The organism is Streptomyces sp. NPDC001373 (genome assembly GCF_042895815.1).
Classification (GTDB): Bacteria; Actinomycetota; Actinomycetes; order Streptomycetales; family Streptomycetaceae; genus Streptomyces.
In genome coordinates, this window is sequence record NZ_JBIAWQ010000020.1 from 66,046 (window position 1) to 91,111 (window position 25,066).

Genomic DNA, 25,066 nt, shown 5'->3' on the forward strand with positions numbered 1-25,066 from the left:
ACCATGGTCCGCGCCGCCATCCTGCCCGCCGTCGGAGCCCCGCTGGAGATACGGGAGATCGTGCTGCCCGATCCCGGACCCGGACAGGTCCGGGTGCGGCTCGCCGCGGCCGGGGTCTGCCACTCCGATCTCTCCCTCGCCGACGGCACCATGCGGGTGCCCGTTCCCGCCGTCCTCGGCCACGAGGGTGCGGGGACGGTTCTCGCCGTCGGGGAGGGCGTGACCCACGTCGCCCCGGGCGACGGGGTGGTACTCAACTGGGCCCCGTCCTGTGGGGAGTGCCACCACTGCGGGATCGGCGAGGTCTGGCTCTGCGCCAAGGCCCTGTCCGGGGTCGGGGCGGTCCACGCCCACGACGCCCGGGGCGTGGAGCTGCACCCCGGGCTGAACGTCGCCGCGTTCGCCGAGGAGACCGTCGTCGCGGCGAACTGCGTGCTGCCCGCGCCCGCCGGGATCCCGCTCCAGGAGGCCGCGCTGCTGGGCTGCGCGGTGCTGACCGGCTACGGGGCCGTGCACCACAGCGCGCAGGTCCGGCCGGGGGAGTCGGTGGCGGTGTTCGGCGTCGGCGGGGTCGGCCTCGCGGCCCTCCAGGCGGCGCGGATCGCCGGCGCTGGGCCGGTCGTGGCCGTCGACGTCTCCCCGGCCAAGGAGGAGCTGGCGCGGGCCGCCGGGGCCACCGCGTTCGTGCTCGCCTCCGAGACCAGCGCGAAGGAGGTCCGCGTGCTGACCGGCGGGCGGGGGGCCGACGTCGCCGTGGAGTGCGTGGGGCGGGCGGAGACCATCCGGGCGGCCTGGGACTCGACCCGGCGGGGCGGGCGGACGACGGTCGTCGGCATCGGAGGTAAGGAGCAGCGGGTTTCCTTCCACGCGCTGGAGATCTTCCACTTCGCGCGGACGCTCAGCGGGTGCGTGTACGGGAACAGCGACCCGGCGCGGGACCTCCCGGTGATCGCCGAGCACGTGCGGGCCGGGCGGCTCGACCTCGGGGCGATGGTCACCGACCGGATCGGGCTGGAGGGGATTGCGGCCGCGTTCGAGGCGATGGTCGCAGGCAAGGGCGGGCGGTCGCTGGTCGTGTTCTAGTGCGGGACGTGGGGTGCGGGCCTGCGCGTGGGCCGGTGCCCGGGCGGGGGCCCGGGCCTTGGTCTCGGGCGTGGGCCCGGGGCGTGGTTCCGGGCGTGGGCCGCGGCGTGGGCCGGGGGCTTGGGCGTGGGCCGGGGCCGGGCGGCCGGGCCCGGTCAGGGGGCCGGTGAGGCGGGGCGGAGGGCTTCGTACTGGAGGGCCAGGCCGTCCAGGAGGGCCGTGAGGCCCGTTTCGAAGGCGCCCTCGTCCACCTCGTGCCGGCGGTCCGCCAGGAGGTGGGCCTGCCCCAGGTGCGGGTAGTCCGCCGGGTCGTACGCCGTCTCGTCGTCCACGAAGCCCCCGGCGAAGGAGGCCACCGCCGAGCCCAGGATGAAGTACCGCATCAGGGCGCCGATCCGGGTCGCGTGGGCCGGGGGCCAGCCCGCCGCCGTCATGGCGCCGAACACCGCGTCCGCCAGGCGGAGCCCCGCCGGGCGGCGGCCCGGGCCCCGGGCCAGTACCGGCACGATGTTCGGGTGGTCGGCCAGGGCGTCCCGGTAGGAGTGGGCCCAGGCGCGCAGCGCCCCTCGCCAGTCCGCCTCCGCACCGGCGCCCGCGCCGTCGAACATCGACAGGTCGACCCGCGCGCTCACCGCGTCCGCCACCGCCTCCAGGATCTCGTCCTTCGTCCGGAAGTGGTTGTAGAGGGACGGGCCGCTCACCCCGAGCGCGGCCGCCAGCCGCCGCGTGGAGACCGCCTCCAGCCCCTCCGCGTCCACCAGCTCCCCCGCCGCCTCGACGATGCGGTCTCTGCTGAGAAGGGGCTTGCGCGGTCTGGCCATGCGCCACATAGTAGGCCCTGCCTCGGCATAAACTAGCGCTGCTAGTTAAGGCCCGCCCCACGCCCCGGAGGGATCCGTGAACCTGGAGCTCAGCGAGGAGCAGGAGGCCGTGCGCCGCCTCGCCCGCGCGTTCACCGACCGCGAGATATCCCCGCACGCCGCCGCGTGGGACCGCGCCGAGAGCGTGGACCGGTCGATCGTGCAGAAGCTCGGGGACCTCGGCTTCCTCGGCCTGACCGTTCCGGAGGAGTACGGCGGCTCCGGCGGCGACCACCTCTCCTACGTGCTGGTCACCGAGGAGCTCGGCCGCGGGGACTCCGCCGTGCGCGGCATCGTCTCCGTCTCCCTCGGGCTCGTCGCCAAGTCCGTCGCCGCCTGGGGGACCGAGGAGCAGAAGCGCTCCTGGCTGCCCCGCCTCTGCTCCGGCGCGGCGCTCGGCTGCTTCGGCCTGACCGAACCCGGCACCGGCTCCGACGCGGCCGCCCTCACCACGCGCGCCGTCCGCGAGGGGGACGCGTACGTCATCAGCGGCAGCAAGATGTTCATCACCAACGGCACCTGGGCCGACGTGGTCCTGCTGTTCGCCCGGACCGACCCCGCCACGCCCGGCCACCGCGGGATCTCCGCCTTCCTCGTCCCCGCCGACAGTCCCGGCCTGACCCGCCGGGAGGTCCACGGCAAGCTCGGGCTGCGCGGCCAGGCCACCGCCGAGCTGACCCTCGACGGGGTGCGCGTCCCCGCCTCCGCGATGCTCGGGCCCGAGGGCAAGGGCTTCTCCGTCGCCATGTCGGCCCTCGCCAAGGGCAGGATGTCGGTCGCCGCCGGCTGCGTCGGCATCGCCCAGGCGGCCCTGGACGCGGCCGTCTCGTACGCCGCGCGGCGCGAGCAGTTCGGCAGGCCGATCGCCCACCACCAGCTGGTCCAGGAGCTGATCGCCGACATCTCCGTCGACGTGGACGCGGCCCGGCTGCTCACCTGGCGGGTCGCCGACCTGGTCGACCGGGGACGGCCCTTCGCCACCGAGGCCTCCACCGCCAAGCTCTTCGCCTCCGAGGCCGCCGTGCGCGCCGCCTCCAACGCCCTCCAGGTGCACGGCGGCTACGGCTACGTCGACGAGTACCCGGCCGGGAAGCTGCTGCGAGACGCCCGCGTCATGACCCTGTACGAAGGCACCAGCCAGATCCAGAAGCTGCTCATCGGCCGTGCCCGCACCGGGGTCTCCGCCTTCTGATGGACGGGTCCGCACCAGGGTTCCTAAGCGCTTGCTCACCCTCCGGTAAGCTGTTCCATTCCTACAGGGCGGAGAGGTGAGCGATGGACAGCGCGGCGGAGACCACCGACGGCTACCAGGCGTGGTCGGAGGTCACCCCGGACGCCGCGCGGCGCCTGCTCGTGGCCGCCGTCGAGGCCTTCGCGGAGCGCGGCTACCACGCGACCACCACCCGCGACATCGCAGGACGCGCCGGCATGAGCCCCGCCGCCCTCTACATCCACTACAAGACCAAGGAAGAGCTCCTCCACCGGATCAGCCGCATCGGCCACGACAAGGCCCTGGAGATCCTGGAGACCGCCGCCTCCGGCCCCGGGGCGGCGGACGAACGGCTCGACGCCGCCGTGCGGTCCTTCGTGCGCTGGCACGCCGCGCACCACACCACCGCGCGCGTGGTCCAGTACGAGCTCGACGCCCTCGCCCCGGAGCACCGCTCCGAGATCGTCGCCCTGCGCCGCCTCAGCGACGCGGCCGTCCGGCGCATCCTCACGGAGGGCGTGCGGGCGGGGGAGTTCGACGTCCCCGACGTCCCGGGCACCACCCTCGCCGTGCTGTCCCTGTGCATCGACGTGGCCCGCTGGTTCAGCGCGGACGGCCGGCGCACTCCCGACGAGGTCGGCGCCCTCTACGCCGACCTCGTCCTGCGGATGGTGGGGGCGCGCCCGGCCGACGGGCCCGCTCAGAAGTAGTAGCGGGACAGCGACTCCGCCACGCACACCGGCTTCTCGCCGCCCTCGCGCTCGACCGTCACCGTCGCCGCGACCTGCACCCCGCCGCCCGCCTCCGTGACCTCCGTGATCACGGCCGTGGCGCGCAGCCGCGAGCCGACCGGCACCGGCGCCGGGAAACGCACCTTGCCCAGGCCGTAGTTGATGCCCATCCGCATGCCCTCGACCCGCATGACCTGCGGCACCAGGCTGGGCAGCAGGGACAGCGTCAGGTAGCCGTGCGCGATGGTGGAGCCGAAGGGTCCGGCGGCGGCCCGTTCCGGGTCCACGTGGATCCACTGGTGATCGCCGGTCGCGTCCGCGAAGAGGTCGATCCGCTTCTGGTCCACCTTCAGCCACCCGCTCGGCCCGAGCGGTTCGCCGATCGCGGCGTGCAACTCCTCGGCGGACGTGAAGATCCTCGGTTCGGCCATGCCCTGCCCCTGTCTTCCACTGGATCCGGCCCTGCAAGACTGTGAATAAGCGCTTGCTCAGCATGCTGGGGGCCCCGCGTCCCTGTCAACGGACCTGCGACTACCCTCGGACACGTGCCGCAGATCCCCGAGAAAGTCCACGAACTCACCGTCGGCCAGCTGTCCGCGCGCAGCGGGGCGGCCGTCTCCGCCCTGCACTTCTACGAGACCAAGGGCCTGATCAGCAGCCGCCGCACCCCCGGCAACCAGCGGCGCTACACCCGCGAGACGCTGCGCCGGGTCGCGTTCGTGCGCGCCGCCCAGCGCGTCGGGATCCCCCTCGCCCACATCCGCGACGCGCTGTCCCAACTGCCCGAGGAACGCACCCCCACCCGGGAGGACTGGGCCCGGCTGTCCGAGAACTGGCGCACCGAACTCGACCGGCGGATCAGCCAGCTCAGCCGGTTGCGCGACCACTTGTCGGACTGCATCGGCTGTGGCTGCCTCTCGCTGAAGAACTGTGCGCTTTCCAACCCGGACGACGCCTTCGGCGAGAACCTCACCGGATCCCGGCTGTCGTCCTAGCGCTCCGCCACAACTCCACGGCCGCCGAGACCAGTTCGGCGTTCGAGCGCGCCGACCGCCCGTCGGGCAGGACCAGTACCTCCGCCACGCCGATCCGCACGCCGGCGCCGCACCGCGCGGCCAGCCGCAGCACGGGCCAGGCCGCGTCCTCCCGCCCGTACAGCACGACCGGCACCGGCGGCAGCCAGCGCAGCCCGGCCACCAGCGCCGGGTCGTCCTCCGCCAGTTCCACGACCAGCCGGACCCGCCCGTGCGCCGGCGGGCTCCACGCCAGGAAGCGCGCCAGCGGTTCCGTCCCGGCCCCGCCGCCCAGCGGGACCACGGCGTCCACCGCCACCCCGCGCTCCAGCAGGGCCCGCCCCAGCTCCCGCGCCCCCGGGTCCGCGAACGGCACCACCGCACGGTCCGGCAGCACGGTCCAGGAGCGCACCCGCTCCAGTCGCCCCGCCGGATCCGGCTCGGCCGCGACACCCGCCGGCACCGACAGCGGTACGCGGACCCCCGCGCCGCGCAACTCCGTCAGCAGCGGCCCGACCACCCGGGGCGAGAGGCTCTCCCGCCCGCACGGGGTCCTGGGATGCACCAGCACCTCACCGGCCCCGGCCCCGGCCGCGACCGCGGCCAGCGCCGACTCCGCCAGATCCGCCGGGGACAACGGCACCGCGCCCCCGTCGCCGGCGCCGCGCGCGCCGTTCAGTGCGGCCTGCACCGCGGGACCCCGCCGGACCCCGCCCGCGTCGGGGGAGTCACCGGCGGCACGGCCCCCGTCCGGCCGGCCGCCACCGCCGGGCCCCGCCCCGCTCACGCCGCGTCCGCCGACGCCGGATGCACCACCGCCGCGTCCACCAGCGCCGGCCGCGGCACCACGATCCCGCAGCCCCCGCACACCGGCCCGTCCCACGCCCAGGCCCCGCCCCACGCCGCCGGCCCCGACAGCGCGGGAGACCAGCGCAGTTCGCGCTCACCGCAGACCGGGCACGTCGTCCCCGGCTCCGACTCCAGCGCCCGCACCAGCCGTCTCAGCACCTCGCCGAGCGTCCCGTCCGGCCGTACGCCCGGATCGGCGCACCGCACCACGGCGTCCCCGCTGCCGCCCCAGGCCCACTCCGGCTGCCGCACCCCGTCGTGCTTCTCGCGTCTGCGCCGCTCCGCGAACTGCTTCTCGTACTCCAGCCAGACCGCCCGCGCGTCCTCCAGCTCCTCCAGCGCCGCGACCAGCCGCAGCGGATCCGCGCCGCGGTCCTCCGGGGCGATCCCGTGCCGGTCGCACAGGTGCCACCACGTCGCCCGGTGCCCGTAGGGCGCGAACCGCTCCAGGCAGCGGCGCAGCGAATGGCGCCGCAGGGCCCGGTCGTTGCGCGCGTCGCGCACCTGATAGGCAAGACTCCGAAAACCCGCCACCGTACCTTCACCTCCGCCGTACCCCCGCCTGTATTCACCATTCACCCGTCCCGCCCCGCGCTACCGCGTAGAACGAAGCAGCACGCCCCGATGTGCCCAACATGCCCGAGGGGATGCGGGCGCATGCGGGGGCGGTCGAGGCGTGCGGGTGGCACATGGCCGGAAGTCAGCGCCCCATGCGCCCCGCGCCGACCACGATCCGGGCCAGCTCCTCGTGGCAGATGTCGCTGTGCGCCCCCGACGGGGGCCCACCGCGGCGGACCACGGAACCCGCGTCCACGCTGACGCAGCCTGCCCCGGGAAGCCCCCCGCTCAGGGCCCTGTCCAGGGCCATCCGCGGGGTGCCCGGCACCGCCTGCACCCCGTCGTGCCCGATCGCGCCCCACCGTTCGTCGAAGCCGAGCAGACCGGCCGAATCCCCCGCCATCCGGGAGGCCAGCGGATAGAACACACCGAGGGCCGAGTCGTGGGAGGAATGGCAGGCCACCACCGGTCCGTCCACCCGGCGCTGGAGGCCGCGCAGGACGCCGCCGCGCCCCGGGTCGTGGGGGAGCCTGTCGCTGAACGCGTAGTGGGAGAAGGCCCCCTGGAGCAGCGTCAGCGACTTCACGTGGCGCGCCCCCTCCGGCACGGCGCGCAGGGAGAACGACACCACCCGCGCCCCGAAGCTGTGGCCGATGAGGTGGAAGCGCAGGGCGGGCCGGCGCCCCGCGAGGTCCGCCAGCACCGGTCCGAGCCCGTGCTCGCCCACCACCCCGGCTCGTCTCTTCATCTCGTAGTACGTCGCCTGGCGCAGCAGCTCCTTGGCGCCGCCCCACAGGGCGCGCAGCCCGTCGCCCGGCGCGAGGCCCGCCCGGGCCCCGTCCGGCGCGGGGCCCGCCGGGCCCTCCCCGCCGGCCGCGTCCTCCCCGTCGGCCGCGCCCGCCTCGGCCAGGGCGGCGGTCAGGGCGCGGCACACCGCCACCGCCTCCAGGCAGAAGACGTCCGGCACCCCGGGCGCCGCGAGCGCCGACGGACCCGCCGGCCCCGCGCCCACGAGCTCCCGCACCAGCGCCGCGAACTCGGTGAACGCGGCCTCGGCGTCGGGCCGTTCCTCCAGCAGGGCCGCGATCCGGTCCAGCTCGGGGCCCCGCCCGGGCCAGAAGCCGTCCAGCGCCCTGCGGGTCGCCGCGTCCAGGGCGGGGCCGGCGGGGGCCTGCGCGAGCGCGCCGTGCCGATCGAAGTCCGGTATCGGCTCGTCGGAGAACCGGATGGAGGGCCACACCACGCCCACGTAGCCCAGCCGCACCCCCGACCCCACCAGCCCGGGGAAGGGGGCGAAGAAGCTGTCGTACAGCCGGGTCGCCGTGGAGCGGTCGCTGTTCCACCCGTGGGCGAAGACCAGCAGGTCGGTCGCCTCCATCCGGGCCACCGCGGCCCGCGTGGCCGGGTCCACGTCCCCCTGGGCGTCGAAGGTCAGCTCCTGGTACGGCCCGACCCCGATCCCCGCTCCGCCGTCCGCCATGACGCACCCCTTCCGCGCGAGCCCTGCCGGTCGGTCGCAGCATCCCGCCGCGGGGCCGCCACGGCCAGACCCGCGACAGCACCGGTCCGGGCGGAATCCGCAAGCACCGGTCCGGGTCCGGTCACGGGTAGAGCAGGTACTCCTCCCGCACCGCCGCGAACCGCGCCAGCCCCGCCGCCCAGTCGCCCGCGATCTCCTCCACGCCCGCCCCCGCGTCCACCAGCGTCCGCACCCGGTCCGACCCGGTCAGCCGGTCGATCCAGTGGTCCTCCCGCCACCCGAACCCGCTCCATGCCCGCCGCGCCGTGACCAGCAGCCCGATCCCCGCCCGCACCGGATCGAAGGCCTCCCGGTCGTGCACGACCAGCCGGAGCCCGCCGCACACCCTCCCCGCGTGCTTGGAGAAGGCCGGGGTGAACCAGGCCTCCCGGAACCACACCCCCGCCAGCCCGAGCCCGTTCGCCGCCTCCGCCCACCGCCGGTCGACGCCCTCCGCGCCGACCAGCTCGAAGGGGGTGGTCGTGCCCCGGCCCTCCGACAGGTTGGTGCCCTCGAACAGGCAGGTGCCGGCGTACACGAGCGCCGTGTCCGGGGTGGGCACGTTGGGGCTCGGCGGCACCCACGGCAGGCCGGTCTCCCCGAAGAAGGCCCCCCGCCGCCAGCCCGTCACAGGCACCGTCCGCAGCCGCGGGCCGGCGCCCCCGAGGAACTCCCCGTGGAACAGCCGGGCCAGCTCGGCCACCGTCATCCCGTGCGCGAGCGCGATCGGCTCGCGGCCCACGAAGCTCGCGTACGGCCGTTCCAGTACGGGCCCGGCCGCCCGGAGCCCGCCGACCGGGTTGGGCCGGTCCAGGACCACGACCTCCTTGCCGGCCGTCGCGGCCGCGCGCATGCAGTCGTAGAGGGTCCAGACGTAGGTGTAGAAGCGCGCCCCGACGTCCTGGACGTCAAAGACCAGCGTGTCGATCCCCGCCGCGGTGAAGAGGTCCGCGAGCTGCCGCCCGCTCCTGCCGTACGTGTCGTACACCGGCAGCCCCGTCGCCGGATCGCGGGCGGCCCCCTCGGAGCCGCCCGCCTGTGCGGTGCCCCGGAAGCCGTGCTCCGGCCCGAACACCGCCACCAGGTCCACCCGGGCGTCGGCGTGCATCACGTCGACCAGGTGGCGGGCGTCGGCCGTGATCCCCGTGGGGTTGGTGACGACCCCGACCCGTCGGCCGGCGAGCTCCTCGTACCCGCCGGCGGCCAGCCGGTCGAAGCCGGTGCGGACCCGGCCGGACGGCCGGGGGCCGGCGGGCCTCCCCGCCCCGACCGCACCCGTGGCCCCCGCGGCCCCCGCCAGTCCCAGCAGTCCGCGTCGTGACAGCGTCATCCCGCCATGCTGGGGCGCGGACCCCTTCCGCCCCGACATACCGACTGGTTAGTCTGCCCGGGATCCGGTGCCCCCACGGGCCCGGCAGGCAGCGGCGAAAGGTGATCCCCGTGAGCGCGTACCAGGACCAGCGAGTCGTCGTCACCGGCGCGGGCGGCGGCATCGGCGCGGCCCTCGCCCACCGGTTCGCCGCCGAGGGGGCCACCGTCGTCGTCAACGACCTCGACCCGGACCGGGCCTCGGCCGTGGCCGCCGCCATCGGCGACCGCGCCCTCGCCGTGCCCGGCGACGCCTCCGCGATCGTCGGGGAGGCCCGCGAGGCGCTCGGCGGGCGGGTGGACGTGTACTGCGCCAACGCCGGACTCGCCTCGGGCGGCGACGCCTTCGCCGAGGAGGCCGTCTGGGAGGCGGCCTGGGACGTCAACGTCATGGCCCACGTGCGCGCCGCCCGGGTCCTGCTGCCCGACTGGCTGGAGCGGGGCGGCGGGCGCTTCGTGTCCACGGTCTCGGCCGCCGGACTGCTCACGATGATCGGGGCCGCGCCGTACAGTGTCACCAAGCACGGTGCCCTCGCCTTCGCGGAATGGCTCTCGCTGACCTACCGCCACCGGGGCGTGCAGGTCCATGCCATCTGCCCGCAGGGCGTGCGCACCGACATGCTGACCGCCGCGGGCTCGGCGGGCGAGCTCGTCCTGGCGCCGACCGCGATCGAGCCGGACGCGGTCGCGGACGCCCTGTTCGACGGCATGGAGAAGGGCCGGTTCTTGATCCTCCCGCACCCCGAGGTGGCCCACCACTACGCCGGGCGCGCGACCCGGCCCGAGCGGTGGCTGGGCGCCATGAACCACCTCCAGCGGAAGTGGGAGTCCTCGTGACGGACCGCTCCCCCGAAGGGGGATCCCCGTACGCCGCCCGGCCGTGGCTGGGCCGGCTGAGCGCTGCCCAGCTGGCACCGGTAACGCCGCCGGCCAGCGTGCTGGACGCCTTCCGCGATGCCGTGGCACGGGCGCCGGAGCGGGCCGCGCTCGCGTACTTCGACGGGCGGGTCGGGTACGCCGAGGCCGACGCGCTCTCCGACTCGCTGGCCGGGTACCTCGCGGGGCGAGGGGTCCGGCGGGGCGACCGGGTCGCGGTGATGCTGCAGAACACCCCGCACTTCGTGCTGGCCGTGCTGGCCGTCTGGAAGGCGGGGGCGGTGGTCGTTCCGGTCAACCCGATGTACAAGTCCGCCGAGACGCGGCACGTGCTGGGCGACTCCGGGGCGGTCGCGCTGGTGTGCGAGGACGGGGCCTGGGAGGGGTACCTGGGGGATGCGGTGCGGGGGAGCGGGGTGCGGACCGTCGTGACGGCCCGTGCCGCGGACTTCCAGACCCGGGACGATCCCCGCGTGTTCCCGGCCCCGGCCCCGGTCGCCGGCGGTTCCCGCTGCGTGCAGCCGTCCCCGCCCCGCCCCTCCACCGTTCCCCCCTCAGACGCCGGGGAGGCTGGAAGAACTCGGGGCTCCGTCCCGGACCCCGCGCCGCAACCGTCCCCAGCCACCGCCGGGAGGTGCCCCGGGGCGGGGCTGGATCCGGCCTCGGCGGAGCCGTCCGGCCTCGCGGCGGGGCCAGCCGGCCGCCCGGCTCCGCCGAGCAGCTCGCCGTCCGAGCCGGACGGCCGCCCGGCTCCGCCGAGCAGCTCGCCGTCCGAGCCGGACGTGCAGGCCCCCGCCGACCTGCTCGCCGTGGCCCGGCAGGGCCGCCCCGCCCCGCCCGATCCGGGGCTGCGGGCCGGTGACATCGCGCTCATCAGCTACACCTCCGGCACGTCCGGCACCCCCAAGGGCGCCATGAACCCGCACGGGGCGATCACCTACAACGCCGTCCGCCAGGTCACCGGCCATCCCGTCCCCGAAGGGGCCGGGTACTTCGTGCTCGCGCCGCTGTTCCACATCACCGGGCTGGTCTGCGAGCTCACCGCCTGCCTCGTCAACGCCGGCACCCTCGTCCTCACCCGCCGCTTCGACGCCGGGACCGTCCTCGACGCCTTCCTGGAGCACCGCCCCGCCTACACCATCGGGCCCGCCACCGCCTTCACCGCACTGGCCGCGCACCCCGCCGCCACCCGCGAGCACTTCGCCCCGTTCCGGGTGGTCTCCTCCGGCGGGGCCCCCGTCCCGCCCGCCCTCGTCGCACGCCTCCGCGCGGACTTCGGGTTCTACCTGCGCAACGGCTACGGCCTCACCGAGTGCACCGCCCCGTGCGCCTCCGTCCCCGCGCACCACGAGGCCCCCGTCGACCCCGGCAGCGGGACCCTGTCCGTCGGGGTCCCGGGCGCGCAGACCCTCGTACGGATCCTCGACGAGCACGGCGCCGAGCTGCCGCTCGGGGAGACCGGCGAGATAGCCGTCCGCGGGCCGCAGGTCGTACCCGGCTACTGGGGGCTGCCCGAGGAGACCGCCAGGGCCTTCCCGGACGGCGAACTGCGCACCGGGGACGTCGGGTTCATGGACGCCGACGGCTGGCTCTACGTCGTCGACCGCAAGAAGGACATGATCAGCGCCTCGGGGTTCAAGGTCTGGCCGCGCGAGGTCGAGGACGTGCTCCACACCCATCCCGCCGTCCGGGACGCGGCCGTGGTCGGGGTTCCCGACGCCTACCGCGGGGAGACCGTGAAGGCCTACGTGAGCCTGCGCCCCGGCGCCCGTGCCGAGCCGGCCGAACTCGCCGCGTACTGCGCCGAGCGCCTCGCCGCCTACAAGTACCCGCGCCAGGTCGAGATCCTGCCTGTTCTTCCGCAGACCACCAGTGGCAAGATCCTGCGACGAGAACTGCGCGAGCGCGGCTGAAAACAGTCGGAGGATCAGGAGAGGAAGGCGAGCACCATGGCCGCCACGAACACCGCGGGGCCCCGGGACGGCGACCGCGACACCCCGGTGCCGCAGCGGCTGCTGGCCGTCGCCACCAGGCTGTTCGCCGAGCGCGGTTACGACCGCACCTCCGTCCAGGAGATCGTCGAGGCGGCCGGGGTCACCAAGGGCGCCCTCTACCACTACTTCGGCTCCAAGGACGACCTGCTGCACGAGGTCTACGCGCGCATGCTGCGCCTCCAGCAGCAGCGGCTCGACGCCGTGGCCGGATCCGACGCCCCCGTCGAGGAGCGGCTGCGGGCCGCGGCCGCCGATGTCGTCGTCACCACGATCGAGAACCTCGACGACGCGATGATCTTCTTCCGGTCGATGCACCAGCTCAGCCCGGAGAAGTACAAGCAGGTCCGCGCCGAACGCCGGCGCTACCACGAGCGGTTCCGCGCGCTGGTCGAGGAGGGCATGCGCACCGGCGTGTTCTCCACGGCCACCCCCGCCGACCTGGTGGTGGACTACTACTTCGGCTCCGTGCACCACCTCTCCACCTGGTACCGGGCCGACGGCCCGCTCACCCCCCACCAGGTGGCCGACCACCTCGCCGACCTGCTGCTCCGCTCCCTGCGTCCCTGAACGAGCGAGGCGGCCGGGGCGGCGGGCCGGCACCGGGTGGTCGTTGCAGCCTTCGGGGCCGTGCACGTGCATCAGGAACTCCGGGTGGAGCTCCCAGGCCCTCCACGTGGTCGGCGAACGGGACCGGACCGACCGGCTGATCGGCGGCCTCGTCCGCTCCCGCGAGGTACTGGACGAGGTCGTCGAGGCCGCCTCGGGCAGGACGCCGTAGACGCCGCCTAGCGGTAGCGCTTCAGCTCGCGGCGGGCCAGGGAGCGCTGGTGGACCTCGTCCGGGCCGTCCGCCAGCCGCAGGGTGCGCGCCGCCGCCCACAGCTCGGCCAGCGGGAAGTCCTGGCTGACCCCGCCCGCGCCGTGCAACTGCACCGCCTGGTCCAGGATGCCCACCACCGCGCGCGGGGTGGCGATCTTGATGGCCTGGATCTCGGTGTGCGCGCCCCGGTTGCCGGCCGTGTCCATCAGCCAGGCCGTCTTCAACACCAGCAGCCGCAGCTGCTCGATGGTGACCCGGGCGTCCGCGATCCAGTTCTGCACGACCCCCTGCGCGGCCAGCTCCTTCCCGAAGGCCGTACGCCCCACCGCGCGCCGGCACATCAGCTCGACGGCCCGCTCCGCCATGCCGATCAGCCGCATGCAGTGGTGGATCCGGCCCGGTCCGAGCCGGGCCTGGGCGATGGCGAAGCCGGCGCCCTCCTCGCCGATCAGGTTCTCCGCCGGCACCCGGGCCCCGTCGAAGACCACCTCGGCGTGCCCGCCGTGGTCGTGGTCCGCGTACCCGTACACCGTCATCGCCCGGCGCACCTCCACGCCCGGGGTGTCGCGCGGGACCAGGACCATGGACTGCTGGCGGCGTGGATCGGCTCCGTCCGGATCGGTCTTGCCCATCACGATGAAGACCTTGCAGTCCGGGTTCATCGCTCCGGAGATGTACCACTTGCGCCCGGTGACCACGTACGCGTCGCCGTCGCGCTCGATGCGGGTCTCGACGTTCGTCGCGTCCGAGGAGGCCACCTCGGGCTCGGTCATCGCGAACGCGGAGCGGATCTCCCCGTCCAGCAGGGGCTCCAGCCACTGCTTCTTCTGCCGCTCGCTGCCGAACTGGGCGAGCAGTTCCATGTTCCCGGTGTCCGGGGCCGCGCAGTTGGTGGCCATCGGCGCCAGGTGCGGGCTGCGGCCGGTGATCTCGGCGAGCGGGGCGTACTGGAGGTTGGTCAGCCCGGCCCCGTACTCCGGGTCGGGCAGGAAGAGGTTCCACAGCCCCTGGCGGCGCGCCTCGGCCTTCAGCTCGCCGAAGACGGCCGGGGTGTCCCAGGGCGAGGCCAGCCGCGCGCGCTGCCCGGCGGCGACGGCTTCCGCCGGGTGGACGTACTCCTCCATGAACGCGAGCAGCCGCCCGCGGAGTTCCTCGGTCCGGGTGTCGAATGCGAAGTCCATCTGCGCGGCTCCTCAGCCTTCCTGGAGGGTGGTCAGACCGTGTGCGATGAAGACGGGGACCAGCTCGCCGATCCGGTCGAAGCCCGCGCCGACGGTCTGGCCGAGCGTGTAGCGGTAGTGGATGCCCTCGAGGATCACCGCGAGCTTGAACCAGGCGAAGGCCGTGTACCAGGCGATCGCCCCGGTGTCCCGCCCCGAGCGGGCGGCGTACCGCCCGACCAGCTCGGCGGGTGCCGGGTGCCCCGGCGCGCGGCTCGTCGTACTGACGGGAGAGTCCTCCAGGCCCAGGTCCGAGCTGTACATCACCAGCAGCCCGAGGTCGGTCAGCGGATCGCCCAGCGTGGACATCTCCCAGTCCAGCACCGCGCGGATCGTGTCGTCCGGCCCGCCGATCAGTACGTTGTCCAGCCGGAAGTCGCCGTGCACCACGGTCGGGGCGGGCGAGTCGGGCAGCGCCCGGCCCAGGGCCGCGTGCAGGGCGTCGATCCCCGCGAGCTCCCGGCCGCGCGAGGCCGCGAGCTGCTTGCCCCAGCGGCGCAGCTGCCGGTCGAGGAAGCCCTCCGGCCGGCCGAAGTCCCCGAGGCCCACGGCCTCCGGGTCCACCGCGTGCAGGTCGACGAGGGTGTCCACCAGGCCCAGCACCGCCCGCCGCGTGCGCTCGGGCCCGATCTCCGCGAGCTGTCCGGCCGTCCGGTAGGGCACGCCGTCCACGTGCTCCATGACGTAGAACGGCGCCCCCAGCACCTCCTCGTCCTCGCACAGCAGCAGCGGCTCGGGCACCGGTACGGCCGTCCCGTGCAGGGCGGCGATCACCCGGTGCTCGCGCCGCATGTCGTGCGCGGTGGCCAGGACGTGACCGAGCGGCGGGCGGCGCACCACCCAGCGGGCCCGGCCGTCGGTGACCGCGTACGTGAGGTTCGACCGGCCCCCCTCGATCAGCCGGCCGGTCAGCGGCCCGGACACGAGCCCGGGGCGCGCGGCGTCGAGGTGGCCGCGCAGCCGCTCCAGATCGAGGCCTCGGGGGTCGGCTGGGGTCATGTGCGCGCCTCCGTACGAAGTCGGGTCGACGACGGGTGTCCCGAGCCATCATGCCGACCAGTCGGTATGCCGTCCAGAGGGCGGGCCGGAAGAACCCTTCCGGCCCCGGTCCGTCAGGCGTGGCACAGGATGGGCGTGCCCCCGTTCATCACCGTCATGTCCCGCAGCACGGCCATGATGTCCAGCGGGGCGCCCTCCGGCTCCCCGGCCAGTTCCGCGTACGCCCGGTGCAGGTTCGCCACCAGCCGCTCGCTCTCCCGCCAGGCCGCGAACTCCCCGAGGTCGGCCCCGCGCGCGGTCTCCAGCGGGGTCAGCCCCCGGCCCCGGCCGTCGCGCGCCAGCTCCTCCACGTACCGCAGGTAGCGCTCGGTGGCCGCGTACGCCGCCGGGTCGGTCAGGGGCCCGTGCCCCGGGACGACCGTCTCCGCGTCCAGCGAGCGCAGCAGCTCCAGCGCCCGCAGCGAACCGGCCAGCGAGCCCATCGCCAGGAACGGGGTGCCCCCGGCGAAGACCAGGTCCCCGGTGAACACCACCCGCTGCGCGGGCAGCCACACGACCGAGTCGCCGGTGGTGTGCGCCACGCCCGGGTGGAGGACCCGCACCTCGGTGTCCCCGACGTGCAGCGTCAGCCGGTCGCCGTACGTGAGGTCCGGCGGGGTGATCTCTATCGCGCCGAAGTCGGTGGCGGGCCAGATCAGCTCCAGCTGGTGCCCCGCGGCGAGCTGCTCGGCCCGCGCGTTGTCGTGGCCCACGATCAGGGCGGGCGCGAAGACGGCGTTGCCGTAGGTGTGGTCGCCGTGGTGGTGCGTGTTGACCACGGTGCGGGGCAGCGGCGATCCGGCCGCCACGACCGCCTCGCGCAGGGCCAGCGCCCGACGCTCCGTGGCGGCCGTGTCGACCAGCAGGGTCCGCCCGCCGTCGCTGACCCAGCCGGCGTTGTTCAGGCACCAGCCGCCGTCCGGCTGGACGTAGGCGTACACCCCGTCAGCGGGCTGGACTGCGTACGGCTTCTCGACGGTCATGGGCGCTCTCCCCGGGTCGCTGTGACAGGTGCTCGGCATCCTGCCAGCCGGTCCGGGCCCGGCCCGGGGCGGGGTTCGGCGCGGGGCGGGGTGGGGCAGGCGTCAGACGATCACGGTCATCGCGAACACGGCCAGCGCCACCGTGCACGCCACCGCCCCCGCCGCCACCCCGTGCGACAGCACCGGCGGCCGGGCGGTCGCCAGCTGCCGGATCCGCCGGTGCGCCACCCACAGGAACGCCACCCAGATGAGCGCGATCAGGGACGCACCGGTCACCTCCAGCGGCGACCCGGTACCGTGCAGCGCCTGCCGCAGCGCCAGCACGGCGGTGACCGAGCAGGCCAGGGTGGTGCGCCGCCATGCGAGCCGGGTCCGCTCCGGCTGGAGCCCCGCGTCCCGGGCGGCCGTACCGGGCCGGGTCACGGCCGGTCCGTCCAGCCCATCAGCACGACCACCACCATCGCCACCGCGACCAGCCCCACCCCCATGCTCAGCAGCACCGGGAACGGCGACAGCGGCAGGTCCTCGCCCCGCCGCATCGCCCGCTCGCACCGCACCCAGTGGTGCACCGCCCGCAGTGCGCAGGCGGCCCCCACCCCCAGCAGGGCGAGCGACATCCCGACCCGCACCCCCCAGCGCAGGTCCGGCAGGAACTGGTCCACCGCGAACCCGCCGCCCACCAGGGCCAGCGCGGTCCGGATCCAGGCCAGGAAGGTCCGCTCGTTGGCCAGGGAGAAGCGGTAGTCCGGGGTCTCGCCTTCGGCGCGCAGCCGCTGCGGTGCGAACCAGAGGCGCACGTCCTTGACGAAGTCGATCACCTGTCCAATTTACGTCCCCTTCACGCGCGGGGCGCGGGCGGCCTGGCCGCATCCTCCCGGAAGGCGCGCAGCCGCCGGTACGCCTCCAGCCCGTCGGGCACCCACGGCCAGCCCCCGTCCGAGACCCGCCGCTCCAGCTCCCCGGGCGCCAGCCAGGCGTGCCAGTCGACCTCGGACTCCTGCGGGACCACCGGCCGCGCGCAGCGCACCTCGTGCACGTACGACCACCAGGCCCCGCCGGGACCCTCGTAGAGGAACTTGAACAGCGGCGCCGGCTGCTCCAGTCCGCTCACCCCCAGCTCCTCCTCCGCCTCCCGCAGCGCGGCCCCCGGATAGTCCTCCCCGGCTCCCAGCACCCCGCCCACGAACATGTCGTAGTGCGCCGGGAACACCAGCTTCGACGCGGTCCGGCGGTGCACGAAGACCCGCCCGAGCTCGTCCCTGACCTGCACGAACACGCACCGGTGGAGGAGCCCCCGGGCATACACCTCGCCCCGCGGGGCCTGCCCGGTCACCCGGTCGTCGCGGTCCACCACGTCCAGTACTTCATCTGCGGCACTCACCCGTCCATCCAACCACCGCTGTTGACGGGTTACCGCTCCGTAGCAAAGGATCTGCCCCACCACCGACCGGAGGACGGGCAGACGCATGGGCTACGACGCCGACGTGATCGTGATCGGAGCGGGCCTCGCGGGCCTCGCCGCCACCGCCGAGCTCGTCGACGCGGGACGCCGGGTGATCCTCCTCGACCAGGAGCCCGAGCAGTCGATCGGCGGCCAGGCGCACTGGTCCTTCGGCGGGCTGTTCTTCGTGGACTCGCCCGAGCAGCGCCGGATGCGGATCCGGGACAGCCGCGCGCTCGCCCTCCAGGACTGGCTGGGGACCGCCGGCTTCGACCGGGAGGAGGACGCCTGGCCGCGCCGCTGGGCCGAGGCCTACGTCGACTTCGCGGCCGGTGAGAAGCGGCCGTGGCTGCACGCCCAGGGGGTGCGCTTCTTCCCCGTCGTGGGCTGGGCGGAGCGCGGTGGCTACGACGCCAACGGCCACGGCAACTCCGTACCCCGCTTCCACATCACCTGGGGCACCGGCCCCGGCCTGGTCGAGCCCTTCGAGCGGCGGGTCCGCGCCGGGGCCGCCCGCGGCCTGGTGAGCCTGCGCTTCCGCCACCGGGTCACCGGCCTGGCTTCGACCGCCGGCGCGGTGGACACCGTCACCGGCGAGGTCCTGGCGCCCTCGGACGCCGTACGGGGCGCCGCCAGCGGCCGTGAGAGCACCGGCTCCTTCAGCCTGCGGGCCCAGGCGGTGATCGTCACCAGCGGGGGCATCGGCGGCAACCACGACCTGGTGCGCGCCCAGTGGCCGGCCCGCCTGGGCACCCCGCCCGCCCGGATGCTCTCCGGGGTCCCGGCCCACGTGGACGGGCTGATGCTGGGGATCGCGGAGAAGGCGGGGGCCAGGCACATCAACAAGGACCGGATGTGGCACTACACCGAGGGCATCGGGAACTGGGACCCGGTCTGGGCCCGCCACGGCATCCGCATCCTGCCCGGCCCGTCCTCGCTGTGGCTGGACGCGACGGGCCGGCGGCTGCCCGTGCCCCTCTTCCCCGGCTTCGACACGCTCGGCACCCTCGACCACATCATGCGCACCGGGCACGACCACACCTGGTTCGTGCTCAACCAGCGCATCATCGGCAGGGAGTTCGGCCTCTCCGGTTCGGAGCAGAACCCCGACCTGACGGGCCGCTCCGTCCGCGAGGTGGTCAACCGCGCCCGGCAGGCCGTACCCGGGCCGGTCAAGGCCTTCATGGACCGCGGCGCCGACTTCGTCGTCGAGCGGGACCTGTCGGCGTTGGTCCGCGGGATGAACGCGGTCGCCGGCGAGGACCTGCTCGACGAGGCCACCGTCCGGCGCGAGATCACCGCCCGCGACCGGGAGATCGCCAACCCCTTCACCAAGGACCTCCAGGTGACGGCCATCCACGGGGCCCGCCGCTACCTCGGCGACCGGCTGATCCGCACCGCCGCCCCGCACCGAATCCTGGACCCGAAGGCCGGCCCGCTGATCGCCGTCCGCCTCTCGATCCTGACCCGCAAGTCCCTCGGCGGCCTGGAGACCGACCTGTCCTCCCGCGTCCTTACCCCTTCCGGCGAGCCGCTGCCCGGCGTGTACGCGGCGGGGGAGGCGGCGGGCTTCGGCGGCGGGGGCGTCCACGGCTACCGTGCCCTGGAGGGCACCTTCCTGGGCGGCTGCCTCTTCTCGGGCCGGGCCGCGGGCCGTGCGGCGGCCCGCGCCGTGTCCTGACCCCGGCCCGCGGAGCGGTACCGGGGGCGGGGCGGGGGGGGCAGGACAGGCGCCCCACCACCCGGTACCGTTCCGCGTGCGACCAGCCTGCCGTGGTCCACCGTGCCCCCGGATCCCCCAGGACCGCCCGCAGCACCCGTACCTCGGCCACCTCCAGCACCGCCACCGGCCGCGTCCACCACCACCGCCCGGTCGCCCGGCACGGTCGGCGCCTCGCCCGAGGCGAAGGCCGTCAACGCTCGTCACGGGCCCGCCCCGGGGGACGGCGGCACCCCCACCCCGCATCTCGAACCGCCGCATGCGCCCCAAGTTGCCCTCTTCGCACACCAGTTGATTCAGGCCACGCGGCGGTCCGGACCTTGACTCGGAGCTGTGCGTACCGGTTTGCTGTGAGTGATCATCCGGACTGACCACCGGATCGATCGGGCCGCGCCCCGCATGTCGCGCGCACCATCACCACCGGTACCGCCCACGCACGCGCACGTCCGTACCCGCACGTCCGTACCCGCACGTCCGTACCCGTACGTCCGTACCCGTACCTCCGCACCCGCACCCCCGTACGCCGTCCATCCGTACCCCGTACGTCGTCCACCCGCGCCCGCGCTCTGGAGGGAACCCGCGGATGTCCCCGCCGCCGCCCCTCGGCCGCGCCCGCAAGCGGGACGCCCAGCTTTTCGACCCGGCCCTCTGCGACACCGAACTCGTCGACGTGCGAGGCCAGTTCACCCAGGGCCGGTGGGCCAGGGCCCGCAGCCTGCTGGCGGCCACCGGCGACGACTGGGATCGCCGGGGCCACCGCGTCACCGTCCTCGCCGAGACCCCCTCCGCCCTCGCCTGGGCCCGCGAGTGGCTCCTCGCCGAACCCGGCAGCGCCGACGCCGCCACCCTCCTCGCCTGCGCCGCCGTCCACGCTGCCCTGCGCGGCAAGGGCACCCCCCAGGCCGCCGACGAGGCCTGCCGCCGCGCCGCCGCCCTGCTCCCGGCCGACCCCACCCCCTGGCTCGGCCTGCTCATGCTCTCCCGCGCCTTCGGCCCCGACGAGGACTTCAGCCGCCACTTCGACCAGGTCCGGGCCCGCCACCGCGAGCACCACCACGCCCACCACCTGATGGTCGCCCGGCTCGCCGAACGCGACCCCGCCGCCGGCCACGACCCGCTCCACGAGGTCTACGACTTCGCCGCCTGGGCCGCCGAGGAGTCCCCGGCCGACTCCCCGCTCGCCGTGCTCCCCGTCATCGCCCACGCCGAGCGCTACCGCGTCCTCGCTGCCGCCCGGGGCCGCTCGGCCCCCGAGGACGCCGTCGAGCACTGGACCGGCCGCCGCGCCCGCCAGGTGCTGCGCTCCGCCTTCGACTGGTGGCTGGAATGGGAGCGCGAGGACCACCCGCGCAACCGGGTCGACCTCAACTTCCTCGCCCACGCCAAGCTCTGCGAAGGGCGACCCGCCGAAGCCGCCGCCCTCTTCCACCGCATCGGCACCCACGCCACCCGCGCCCCCTGGTCCTATCCGGACCGCGACCCCACCAAGGCCTTCCTCGCCGCGCGGAGCGCCGCGCTCGGCACGGCCTGACCCCCGCCCCCGACCAGTCGCCCCCGAAAGGACCCTGCCATGCCGACGGGCAGATCCACCGTGAAGGCCGCCGCCACCGAGGCCGAGATCCGCACCTTCAAGGGCCAGGACCGCGCCCTGCGCGCGGGCCGCCTCGGCACCGCCGGGCTGCTGCTCTCGGTCCTGGCCGCCAGTGCCCCCCTGATGGTCGTCGCCGGTGTGATGCCCACGATCTTCGGGGTCATGGGCATCGAAGGCCAGCCGCTGCTCTTCGTGATCCTCGGCGTCGTCCTGGCCCTCTTCGGCATCGGCTACGCCGAGATGAGCCGCCACGTCCACAACGCCGGTGCCTTCTACGCCTACATAGCCCGCGGCCTCGGACCCACCGCCGGAGCCTGCGCCTCGCTCGTCGCCCTCGTCGCCTACAGCGCCATGCAGGTCGGCGTCTACGGCATCCTCGGCTTCGAGATCTCCGGACTCCTCGCCACCTACCTGCACACCCAGGTCGCCTGGTGGGTCCCCGCCCTGCTCGCGGTCGCCGCCACCGGCGCTCTCGGCTGGCTGAAGATCGACCTCAACGCCAAGGTGCTCGGCGTCCTGCTGCTCATCGAGTGCGCCCTCGTCGTCGTCTTCGACCTCGCCGCCCTCGGCAAGCCCGGCCCCGAGGGCCTCTCCCTGAGCGCCTTCGACCCCGCCGGCCTCGGCGGCGCCGGCCTGGGTACCGCCCTGTGCTTCTGCATCGCCGCCTTCGTCGGCTTCGAGCAGTCCCCGGTCTACGCCGAGGAGACCAGCAAGCCGCACATCGTGGTCTCCCGCGTGATGTTCCTCGCCGTCGGCTTCGCCGCCCTCTTCTTCGCCCTCAGCGCCTGGGCCCTCAGCGTGGCCACCGGTCCCTCGCGGGTCACCAGGGCGGCCGCCGACGCCGGCCCCGCCCTGCTCTTCGACCTGACCCAGAGCCGCCTCGGCGCCGGCTTCACCGACGTCCTGCACGTGCTCTTCGTCACCGGCATGTTCGCGGCCATGCTCAGCTTCCACAACGTCGTCGCCCGCTACGCCTTCGCCATGGGCCGCGAGGGCCTGCTCCCCGCCCGTTTCGGCCGTACCAGCCCCGGCACCGGAGCCCCCGCCACCGGCTCCCTGCTCCAGACCGTGGTCGCCGCCCTCGTCGTCCTCGCCTTCGCCCTCACCGACGGCTCCCCGGCCGGCGACCCCACCGCCCCCGTCCTGCACCTGTTCACCTGGATGGGCAGCGTCGGCGCCCTCGGCGTGACCGTCCTGATGGCCGCGTCCTCCTTCGCCGTCATCGCCTTCTTCGTCCGCCGGGGCGCCGCCGGCGCCCAGCTCTGGAGGCTTGTCGCGGCGGGCCTGGCCGGCCTGGCCCTGGTCGGCATCGCCGTCTACACCGTCAAGGACTTCGCCGTCCTGGTCGCCGCCGAGAAGGGCTCCGTGCTCAGCTGGGTGCTGCCCGCGATCATCGGCGTGGCTGCGGTGGCAGGGCTGGCCCACGGGCTGGTGCTCAAGGCCCGCCGGCCCGAGGCGCACGCCCGGATCGGCCTGGGCAACGAGGCCTTCCGCCTCGACCAGGCCGCAGAGGCCGAGCCGGGCGCCTGAAGCCCCGCAGCCCTCGTATTCATACCCCTCAGTAGCCCCCGGCGACCGTTTCCAAGGTCGTCGGGGGCTTCGGCGCGCAGTGGCTGATTTTGGCGGGGGGCGGACGCTCATGGTCTCCTGGGGCGACAAAATCACCGGAACGCGGCACGGGGGACCCCACCCAGCTCCCCCGCGCGCGGCTTCGGGCCTGCCTGTCCGACCCACGAAGGCGAAGTCGTTTATGAGTGACCGCACCTTGACCGAGGCCCCCGCCGAGGCGTCCTCCCGCCATGTCGACGCCGGTGACGAGGGCTACAGCAAGGACCTCAAGTCCCGCCACATCAACATGATCGCCATCGGCGGGGCGATAGGCACCGGCCTGTTCCTCGGCGCAGGCGGCCGCCTCGCCGGCGCCGGTCCCTCCCTGGCCATCGCCTACGCCGTGTGCGGCGTCTTCGCCTTCTTCGTCGTCCGGGCCCTCGGCGAGCTCGTCCTCTACCGCCCCTCCTCCGGCGCCTTCGTCTCGTACGCGCGCGAGTTCATGGGAGAGAAGGGCGCCTACACGGCGGGCTGGCTGTACTTCCTGAACTGGTCGACCACCACCGTGGCCGACATCACCGCCGCCGCGACCTACGCGCACTTCTGGTCGATGTTCACCGACATCCCCCAGTGGGTGCTCGCCTTCGTCGCCCTGGCCGTGGTCCTCACCGCGAACCTGATCTCGGTGAAGTACTTCGGCGAGATGGAGTTCTGGTTCTCCCTGGTCAAGGTCGCCGCCCTGGCGATCTTCCTGATCGTCGGCATCTACCTCGTCGCCACCAGCCACGACATCGGCGGCAGCACCCCGGGCCTGGCCAACATCACCGACCACGGCGGCATCTTCCCGTCCGGCGTGCTCCCGATGCTCCTGGTCATCCAGGGCGTGGTCTTCGCGTACGCCTCCGTCGAGCTCTGCGGCGTCGCCGCCGGCGAGACCGAGAACCCCGAGAAGATCATGCCGAAGGCGATCAACTCGATCATGTGGCGCGTGGGCCTCTTCTACGTCGGCTCCGTCGTGCTGCTCGCGCTGCTGCTCCCGTACACGGAGTACTCGGCCGACCAGAGCCCCTTCGTCACGGTCTTCGACAAGCTGGGCGTGCCCGGCGCCGCGGGCGTCATGAACCTGGTCGTCCTGACGGCGGCCCTGTCCAGCCTGAACTCCGGCCTCTACTCCACCGGCCGGATCCTGCGCTCGATGGCCATGTCCGGCTCCGCCCCGAAGTTCACCGGGGTCATGAACAAGGGCAAGGTCCCCTACGGCGGCGTCCTGTTCACCGCCGCCTTCGGCGTCGCCGGCGTCGGTCTGAACTACTGGATGCCCGGCGAGGCCTTCGAGATCGTCCTCAACCTCGCCTCCATCGGCATCCTCGGCACCTGGGCCATGGTCATGATCTGCTCGCTGTTCTTCTGGCGCCGTGCGCAGAACGGCCTCGTCGAGCGCCCCGGGTACAAGCTGCCCTGGGCGCCGTACACGCAGATCGTCACCCTGGTCTTCCTGGTGACCGTCCTGGTGCTGATGTGGTGCGACGGCGGGGTCGGCCGCACCACGGTGATGATCCTCCCGGGCATCGCCGCGGCCCTGGTCGGCGGCTGGTTCCTGGTCCGCCGCCGGGTGAACGAGATCGCCGCCTCGCGCGACTGACGTCCTCCACGGGCCCCAGGGCCCCCGGGACGGGCTCCGGCCCGCCCGGGGGCCTTCGCCTTTTCAGGGCCCGCACCCGCCGATCCACGACCTTCGGCGGAAAACGGAGAAGGACCCCGCCGGAGCGGGGTCCTTCTCACTGTGTGTCCGAGGGGGGACTTGAACCCCCACGCCCGATAAAGGGCACTAGCACCTCAAGCTAGCGCGTCTGCCATTCCGCCACCCGGACCGGGTGTGTGTCGTCCAGCCTCGCGGGCCGTGGCGACAGGTGAAACATTACCAAACATTCCGGGGGCTCCCGCGCCACCCCCCGCCGTCCGCTCCCGGCGGCCGGAAGCCCTGCCGGAAACGCGGAAGGACCCCGCCGGAGCGGGGTCCTTCTCACTGTGTGGTCAACCGACAGAATCCGCTGAGCTGCGGGCTCACGAGAGTGCTGGGTAGTCAGTTCCCAGGTGAACCAAGATCTCTTTCCGCCCCGCTGGTCAGCGCCTGGTTACTCCGCGCTGGGGGAGACTGCGATACGGAAGAGCAGGTGGCGAGCCTTGCGACGAACAGCCTCAAGGCGACCGGCCACGACCAGTGCCTTGAGAGAGCACCGCACCTCCGTCAGCGACGGGTGTGCGAATGCTGCCTGGATGTCCTTGGCTCGCCATAGGCGGTGGGGCTCCTGGGCCATCAGGAGCAAGACCTTCTCCGTGTCCAGCTCGACGGCGGTCTCGCCGGGGGCGGCGTCCGTCGGGGCTTCCTGTCGTGACGCCCGGATAGCGGGGTGTGAGACGGGCGAGGCGGCGAGCCCTTGCCACAGCTCAGCGATCTCCTCGATCTCGCGAGCGGACTCCAGGAGAGTCTCGTAGTGAAGTGCCTCTGCGGTGGCGTGAGCGTGCCGGCGGCTCCACTCCGCCTTCAAGGATCCGAGATCGGAAATGGGGGGCGAGGTCGTTCCTTGGTCTGAAATTGCCACACGCCCGACGCTAGCGCCACCGACGAGGCCGTCCAAGGCTGC

Annotated in this window: 24 protein-coding genes and 1 tRNA gene; 11 read left to right on the plus strand and 14 right to left on the minus strand. The window is 74.2% G+C overall.

All coding sequences use genetic code 11. From position 1 onward, the window contains the following. Positions 1 to 3: 3 nt before the first annotated feature. Positions 4 to 1,083: a zinc-binding dehydrogenase gene (locus tag ACFY15_RS31010; protein ID WP_390689958.1), complete on the plus strand. Its 1,080-nt coding sequence runs from the start codon at positions 4 to 6 to the stop codon at positions 1,081 to 1,083. Positions 1,084 to 1,238: 155 nt separating this feature from the next. Here the strand turns inward: ACFY15_RS31010 and ACFY15_RS31015 are convergent, their stop codons facing one another. Beyond that, positions 1,239 to 1,904 carry a TetR/AcrR family transcriptional regulator gene (locus tag ACFY15_RS31015; RefSeq protein ID WP_390689959.1) on the minus strand — a complete coding sequence of 222 codons (666 nt, stop codon included), beginning with the start codon at positions 1,902 to 1,904 and terminating at the stop codon, positions 1,239 to 1,241. 76 nt (positions 1,905 to 1,980) lie between these two features. On the opposite strand from ACFY15_RS31015, the gene ACFY15_RS31020 reads away from it, so the two are divergent. Both ACFY15_RS31020 and ACFY15_RS31025 read left to right on the plus strand, forming a co-directional pair. Then, positions 1,981 to 3,135: an acyl-CoA dehydrogenase family protein gene (locus tag ACFY15_RS31020; protein WP_390826469.1), complete on the plus strand. Its 1,155-nt coding sequence runs from the start codon at positions 1,981 to 1,983 to the stop codon at positions 3,133 to 3,135. 83 nt (positions 3,136 to 3,218) lie between these two features. Further along, positions 3,219 to 3,863 carry a TetR/AcrR family transcriptional regulator gene (locus ACFY15_RS31025; protein ID WP_390826470.1) on the plus strand — a complete coding sequence of 215 codons (645 nt, stop codon included), beginning with the start codon at positions 3,219 to 3,221 and terminating at the stop codon, positions 3,861 to 3,863. On the opposite strand, the gene ACFY15_RS31030 is transcribed toward ACFY15_RS31025, so the two are convergent. Beyond that, positions 3,854 to 4,315, minus strand: a complete 462-nt coding sequence (locus ACFY15_RS31030; RefSeq protein WP_390826471.1) for a MaoC family dehydratase — start codon at positions 4,313 to 4,315, stop codon at positions 3,854 to 3,856. The two genes, ACFY15_RS31025 and ACFY15_RS31030, sit on opposite strands and share 10 nt — an antisense overlap. A gap of 114 nt (positions 4,316 to 4,429) precedes the next feature. On the opposite strand from ACFY15_RS31030, the gene soxR reads away from it, so the two are divergent. After that, positions 4,430 to 4,879 (plus strand): redox-sensitive transcriptional activator SoxR, encoded by a 450-nt coding sequence (gene soxR, locus ACFY15_RS31035; RefSeq protein WP_390826472.1) that lies wholly within the window; start codon positions 4,430 to 4,432, stop codon positions 4,877 to 4,879. On the opposite strand, the gene ACFY15_RS31040 is transcribed toward soxR, so the two are convergent. From ACFY15_RS31040 to ACFY15_RS31055, 4 genes are all read right to left on the minus strand, one after another. Continuing rightward, on the minus strand, positions 4,854 to 5,588 hold the full coding sequence (locus tag ACFY15_RS31040; RefSeq protein WP_390826473.1) for a 3-keto-5-aminohexanoate cleavage protein: 735 nt from the start codon (positions 5,586 to 5,588) through the stop codon (positions 4,854 to 4,856). The genes soxR and ACFY15_RS31040 overlap by 26 nt on opposite strands. A 92-nt stretch (positions 5,589 to 5,680) precedes the next feature. Continuing rightward, a complete protein-coding gene (locus ACFY15_RS31045) occupies positions 5,681 to 6,280 on the minus strand; it encodes a hypothetical protein (protein WP_390689965.1) in 600 nt (199 codons plus the stop codon). Between the two features lie 166 nt (positions 6,281 to 6,446). Next, positions 6,447 to 7,784 carry a serine-threonine protein kinase gene (locus ACFY15_RS31050; protein ID WP_390826474.1) on the minus strand — a complete coding sequence of 446 codons (1,338 nt, stop codon included), beginning with the start codon at positions 7,782 to 7,784 and terminating at the stop codon, positions 6,447 to 6,449. A 121-nt stretch (positions 7,785 to 7,905) separates the two neighbouring features. Then, positions 7,906 to 9,153 carry an exo-beta-N-acetylmuramidase NamZ domain-containing protein gene (locus ACFY15_RS31055; protein ID WP_390689967.1) on the minus strand — a complete coding sequence of 416 codons (1,248 nt, stop codon included), beginning with the start codon at positions 9,151 to 9,153 and terminating at the stop codon, positions 7,906 to 7,908. A 101-nt stretch (positions 9,154 to 9,254) separates the two neighbouring features. Between ACFY15_RS31055 and ACFY15_RS31060 the strand changes: the two genes are divergently transcribed. Genes ACFY15_RS31060 through ACFY15_RS31070 form a run of 3 tightly spaced genes read left to right on the plus strand, consistent with a single transcriptional unit; the run spans position 9,255 to position 12,628 of the window. Continuing rightward, on the plus strand, positions 9,255 to 10,028 hold the full coding sequence (locus ACFY15_RS31060) for an SDR family oxidoreductase (protein ID WP_390689968.1): 774 nt from the start codon (positions 9,255 to 9,257) through the stop codon (positions 10,026 to 10,028). Then, the gene (locus tag ACFY15_RS31065) at positions 10,025 to 11,980 is read left to right on the plus strand and encodes an AMP-binding protein (RefSeq protein ID WP_390689969.1); all 1,956 of its coding nucleotides are present in this window, start codon (positions 10,025 to 10,027) and stop codon (positions 11,978 to 11,980) included. Before ACFY15_RS31060 ends, ACFY15_RS31065 begins: the two co-directional genes overlap by 4 nt. 36 nt (positions 11,981 to 12,016) lie before the next feature. Further along, positions 12,017 to 12,628, plus strand: a complete 612-nt coding sequence (locus ACFY15_RS31070) for a TetR/AcrR family transcriptional regulator (protein ID WP_042811083.1) — start codon at positions 12,017 to 12,019, stop codon at positions 12,626 to 12,628. Positions 12,629 to 12,846: 218 nt separating this feature from the next. Here ACFY15_RS31070 and ACFY15_RS31075 read toward each other — a convergent pair whose 3' ends face one another. The 6 genes from ACFY15_RS31075 to ACFY15_RS31100 all read right to left on the minus strand — a co-directional run bounded on the left by ACFY15_RS31075 (position 12,847) and on the right by ACFY15_RS31100 (position 17,502). Further along, on the minus strand, positions 12,847 to 14,061 hold the full coding sequence (locus ACFY15_RS31075) for an acyl-CoA dehydrogenase family protein (RefSeq protein WP_390689970.1): 1,215 nt from the start codon (positions 14,059 to 14,061) through the stop codon (positions 12,847 to 12,849). Between the two features lie 12 nt (positions 14,062 to 14,073). After that, positions 14,074 to 15,099: a phosphotransferase family protein gene (locus tag ACFY15_RS31080; protein ID WP_390689971.1), complete on the minus strand. Its 1,026-nt coding sequence runs from the start codon at positions 15,097 to 15,099 to the stop codon at positions 14,074 to 14,076. Between the two features lie 113 nt (positions 15,100 to 15,212). Continuing rightward, positions 15,213 to 16,121 carry an MBL fold metallo-hydrolase gene (locus ACFY15_RS31085; protein WP_390689972.1) on the minus strand — a complete coding sequence of 303 codons (909 nt, stop codon included), beginning with the start codon at positions 16,119 to 16,121 and terminating at the stop codon, positions 15,213 to 15,215. 102 nt (positions 16,122 to 16,223) lie between these two features. Further along, the gene (locus ACFY15_RS31090) at positions 16,224 to 16,544 is read right to left on the minus strand and encodes a DUF202 domain-containing protein (RefSeq protein ID WP_390689973.1); all 321 of its coding nucleotides are present in this window, start codon (positions 16,542 to 16,544) and stop codon (positions 16,224 to 16,226) included. After that, positions 16,541 to 16,939 (minus strand): YidH family protein, encoded by a 399-nt coding sequence (locus ACFY15_RS31095; RefSeq protein ID WP_390689974.1) that lies wholly within the window; start codon positions 16,937 to 16,939, stop codon positions 16,541 to 16,543. The genes ACFY15_RS31090 and ACFY15_RS31095 overlap by 4 nt, the downstream gene beginning before the upstream one ends. A gap of 20 nt (positions 16,940 to 16,959) precedes the next feature. Then, positions 16,960 to 17,502: an NUDIX hydrolase gene (locus ACFY15_RS31100; protein ID WP_390689975.1), complete on the minus strand. Its 543-nt coding sequence runs from the start codon at positions 17,500 to 17,502 to the stop codon at positions 16,960 to 16,962. Between the two features lie 85 nt (positions 17,503 to 17,587). On the opposite strand from ACFY15_RS31100, the gene ACFY15_RS31105 reads away from it, so the two are divergent. The 4 genes from ACFY15_RS31105 to ACFY15_RS31120 all read left to right on the plus strand — a co-directional run bounded on the left by ACFY15_RS31105 (position 17,588) and on the right by ACFY15_RS31120 (position 24,063). Next, on the plus strand, positions 17,588 to 19,243 hold the full coding sequence (locus ACFY15_RS31105) for an FAD-binding dehydrogenase (RefSeq protein ID WP_390689976.1): 1,656 nt from the start codon (positions 17,588 to 17,590) through the stop codon (positions 19,241 to 19,243). A gap of 622 nt (positions 19,244 to 19,865) precedes the next feature. After that, entirely contained in the window at positions 19,866 to 20,813 is a 948-nt protein-coding gene (locus tag ACFY15_RS31110; RefSeq protein WP_390826475.1) for a hypothetical protein, read from the plus strand. 39 nt (positions 20,814 to 20,852) lie between these two features. After that, entirely contained in the window at positions 20,853 to 22,403 is a 1,551-nt protein-coding gene (locus ACFY15_RS31115) for an APC family permease (RefSeq protein WP_390826476.1), read from the plus strand. A gap of 220 nt (positions 22,404 to 22,623) precedes the next feature. Further along, positions 22,624 to 24,063 (plus strand): amino acid permease, encoded by a 1,440-nt coding sequence (locus ACFY15_RS31120; protein WP_390689979.1) that lies wholly within the window; start codon positions 22,624 to 22,626, stop codon positions 24,061 to 24,063. Positions 24,064 to 24,207: 144 nt separating this feature from the next. Here the strand turns inward: ACFY15_RS31120 and ACFY15_RS31125 are convergent. Together ACFY15_RS31125 and ACFY15_RS31130 are read right to left on the minus strand one after the other, a co-directional pair. Next, positions 24,208 to 24,292, minus strand: a tRNA-Leu gene (locus ACFY15_RS31125). Between the two features lie 264 nt (positions 24,293 to 24,556). After that, positions 24,557 to 25,024 carry a hypothetical protein gene (locus ACFY15_RS31130; RefSeq protein ID WP_390826477.1) on the minus strand — a complete coding sequence of 156 codons (468 nt, stop codon included), beginning with the start codon at positions 25,022 to 25,024 and terminating at the stop codon, positions 24,557 to 24,559. Between the last annotated feature and the right edge of the window lie 42 nt (positions 25,025 to 25,066).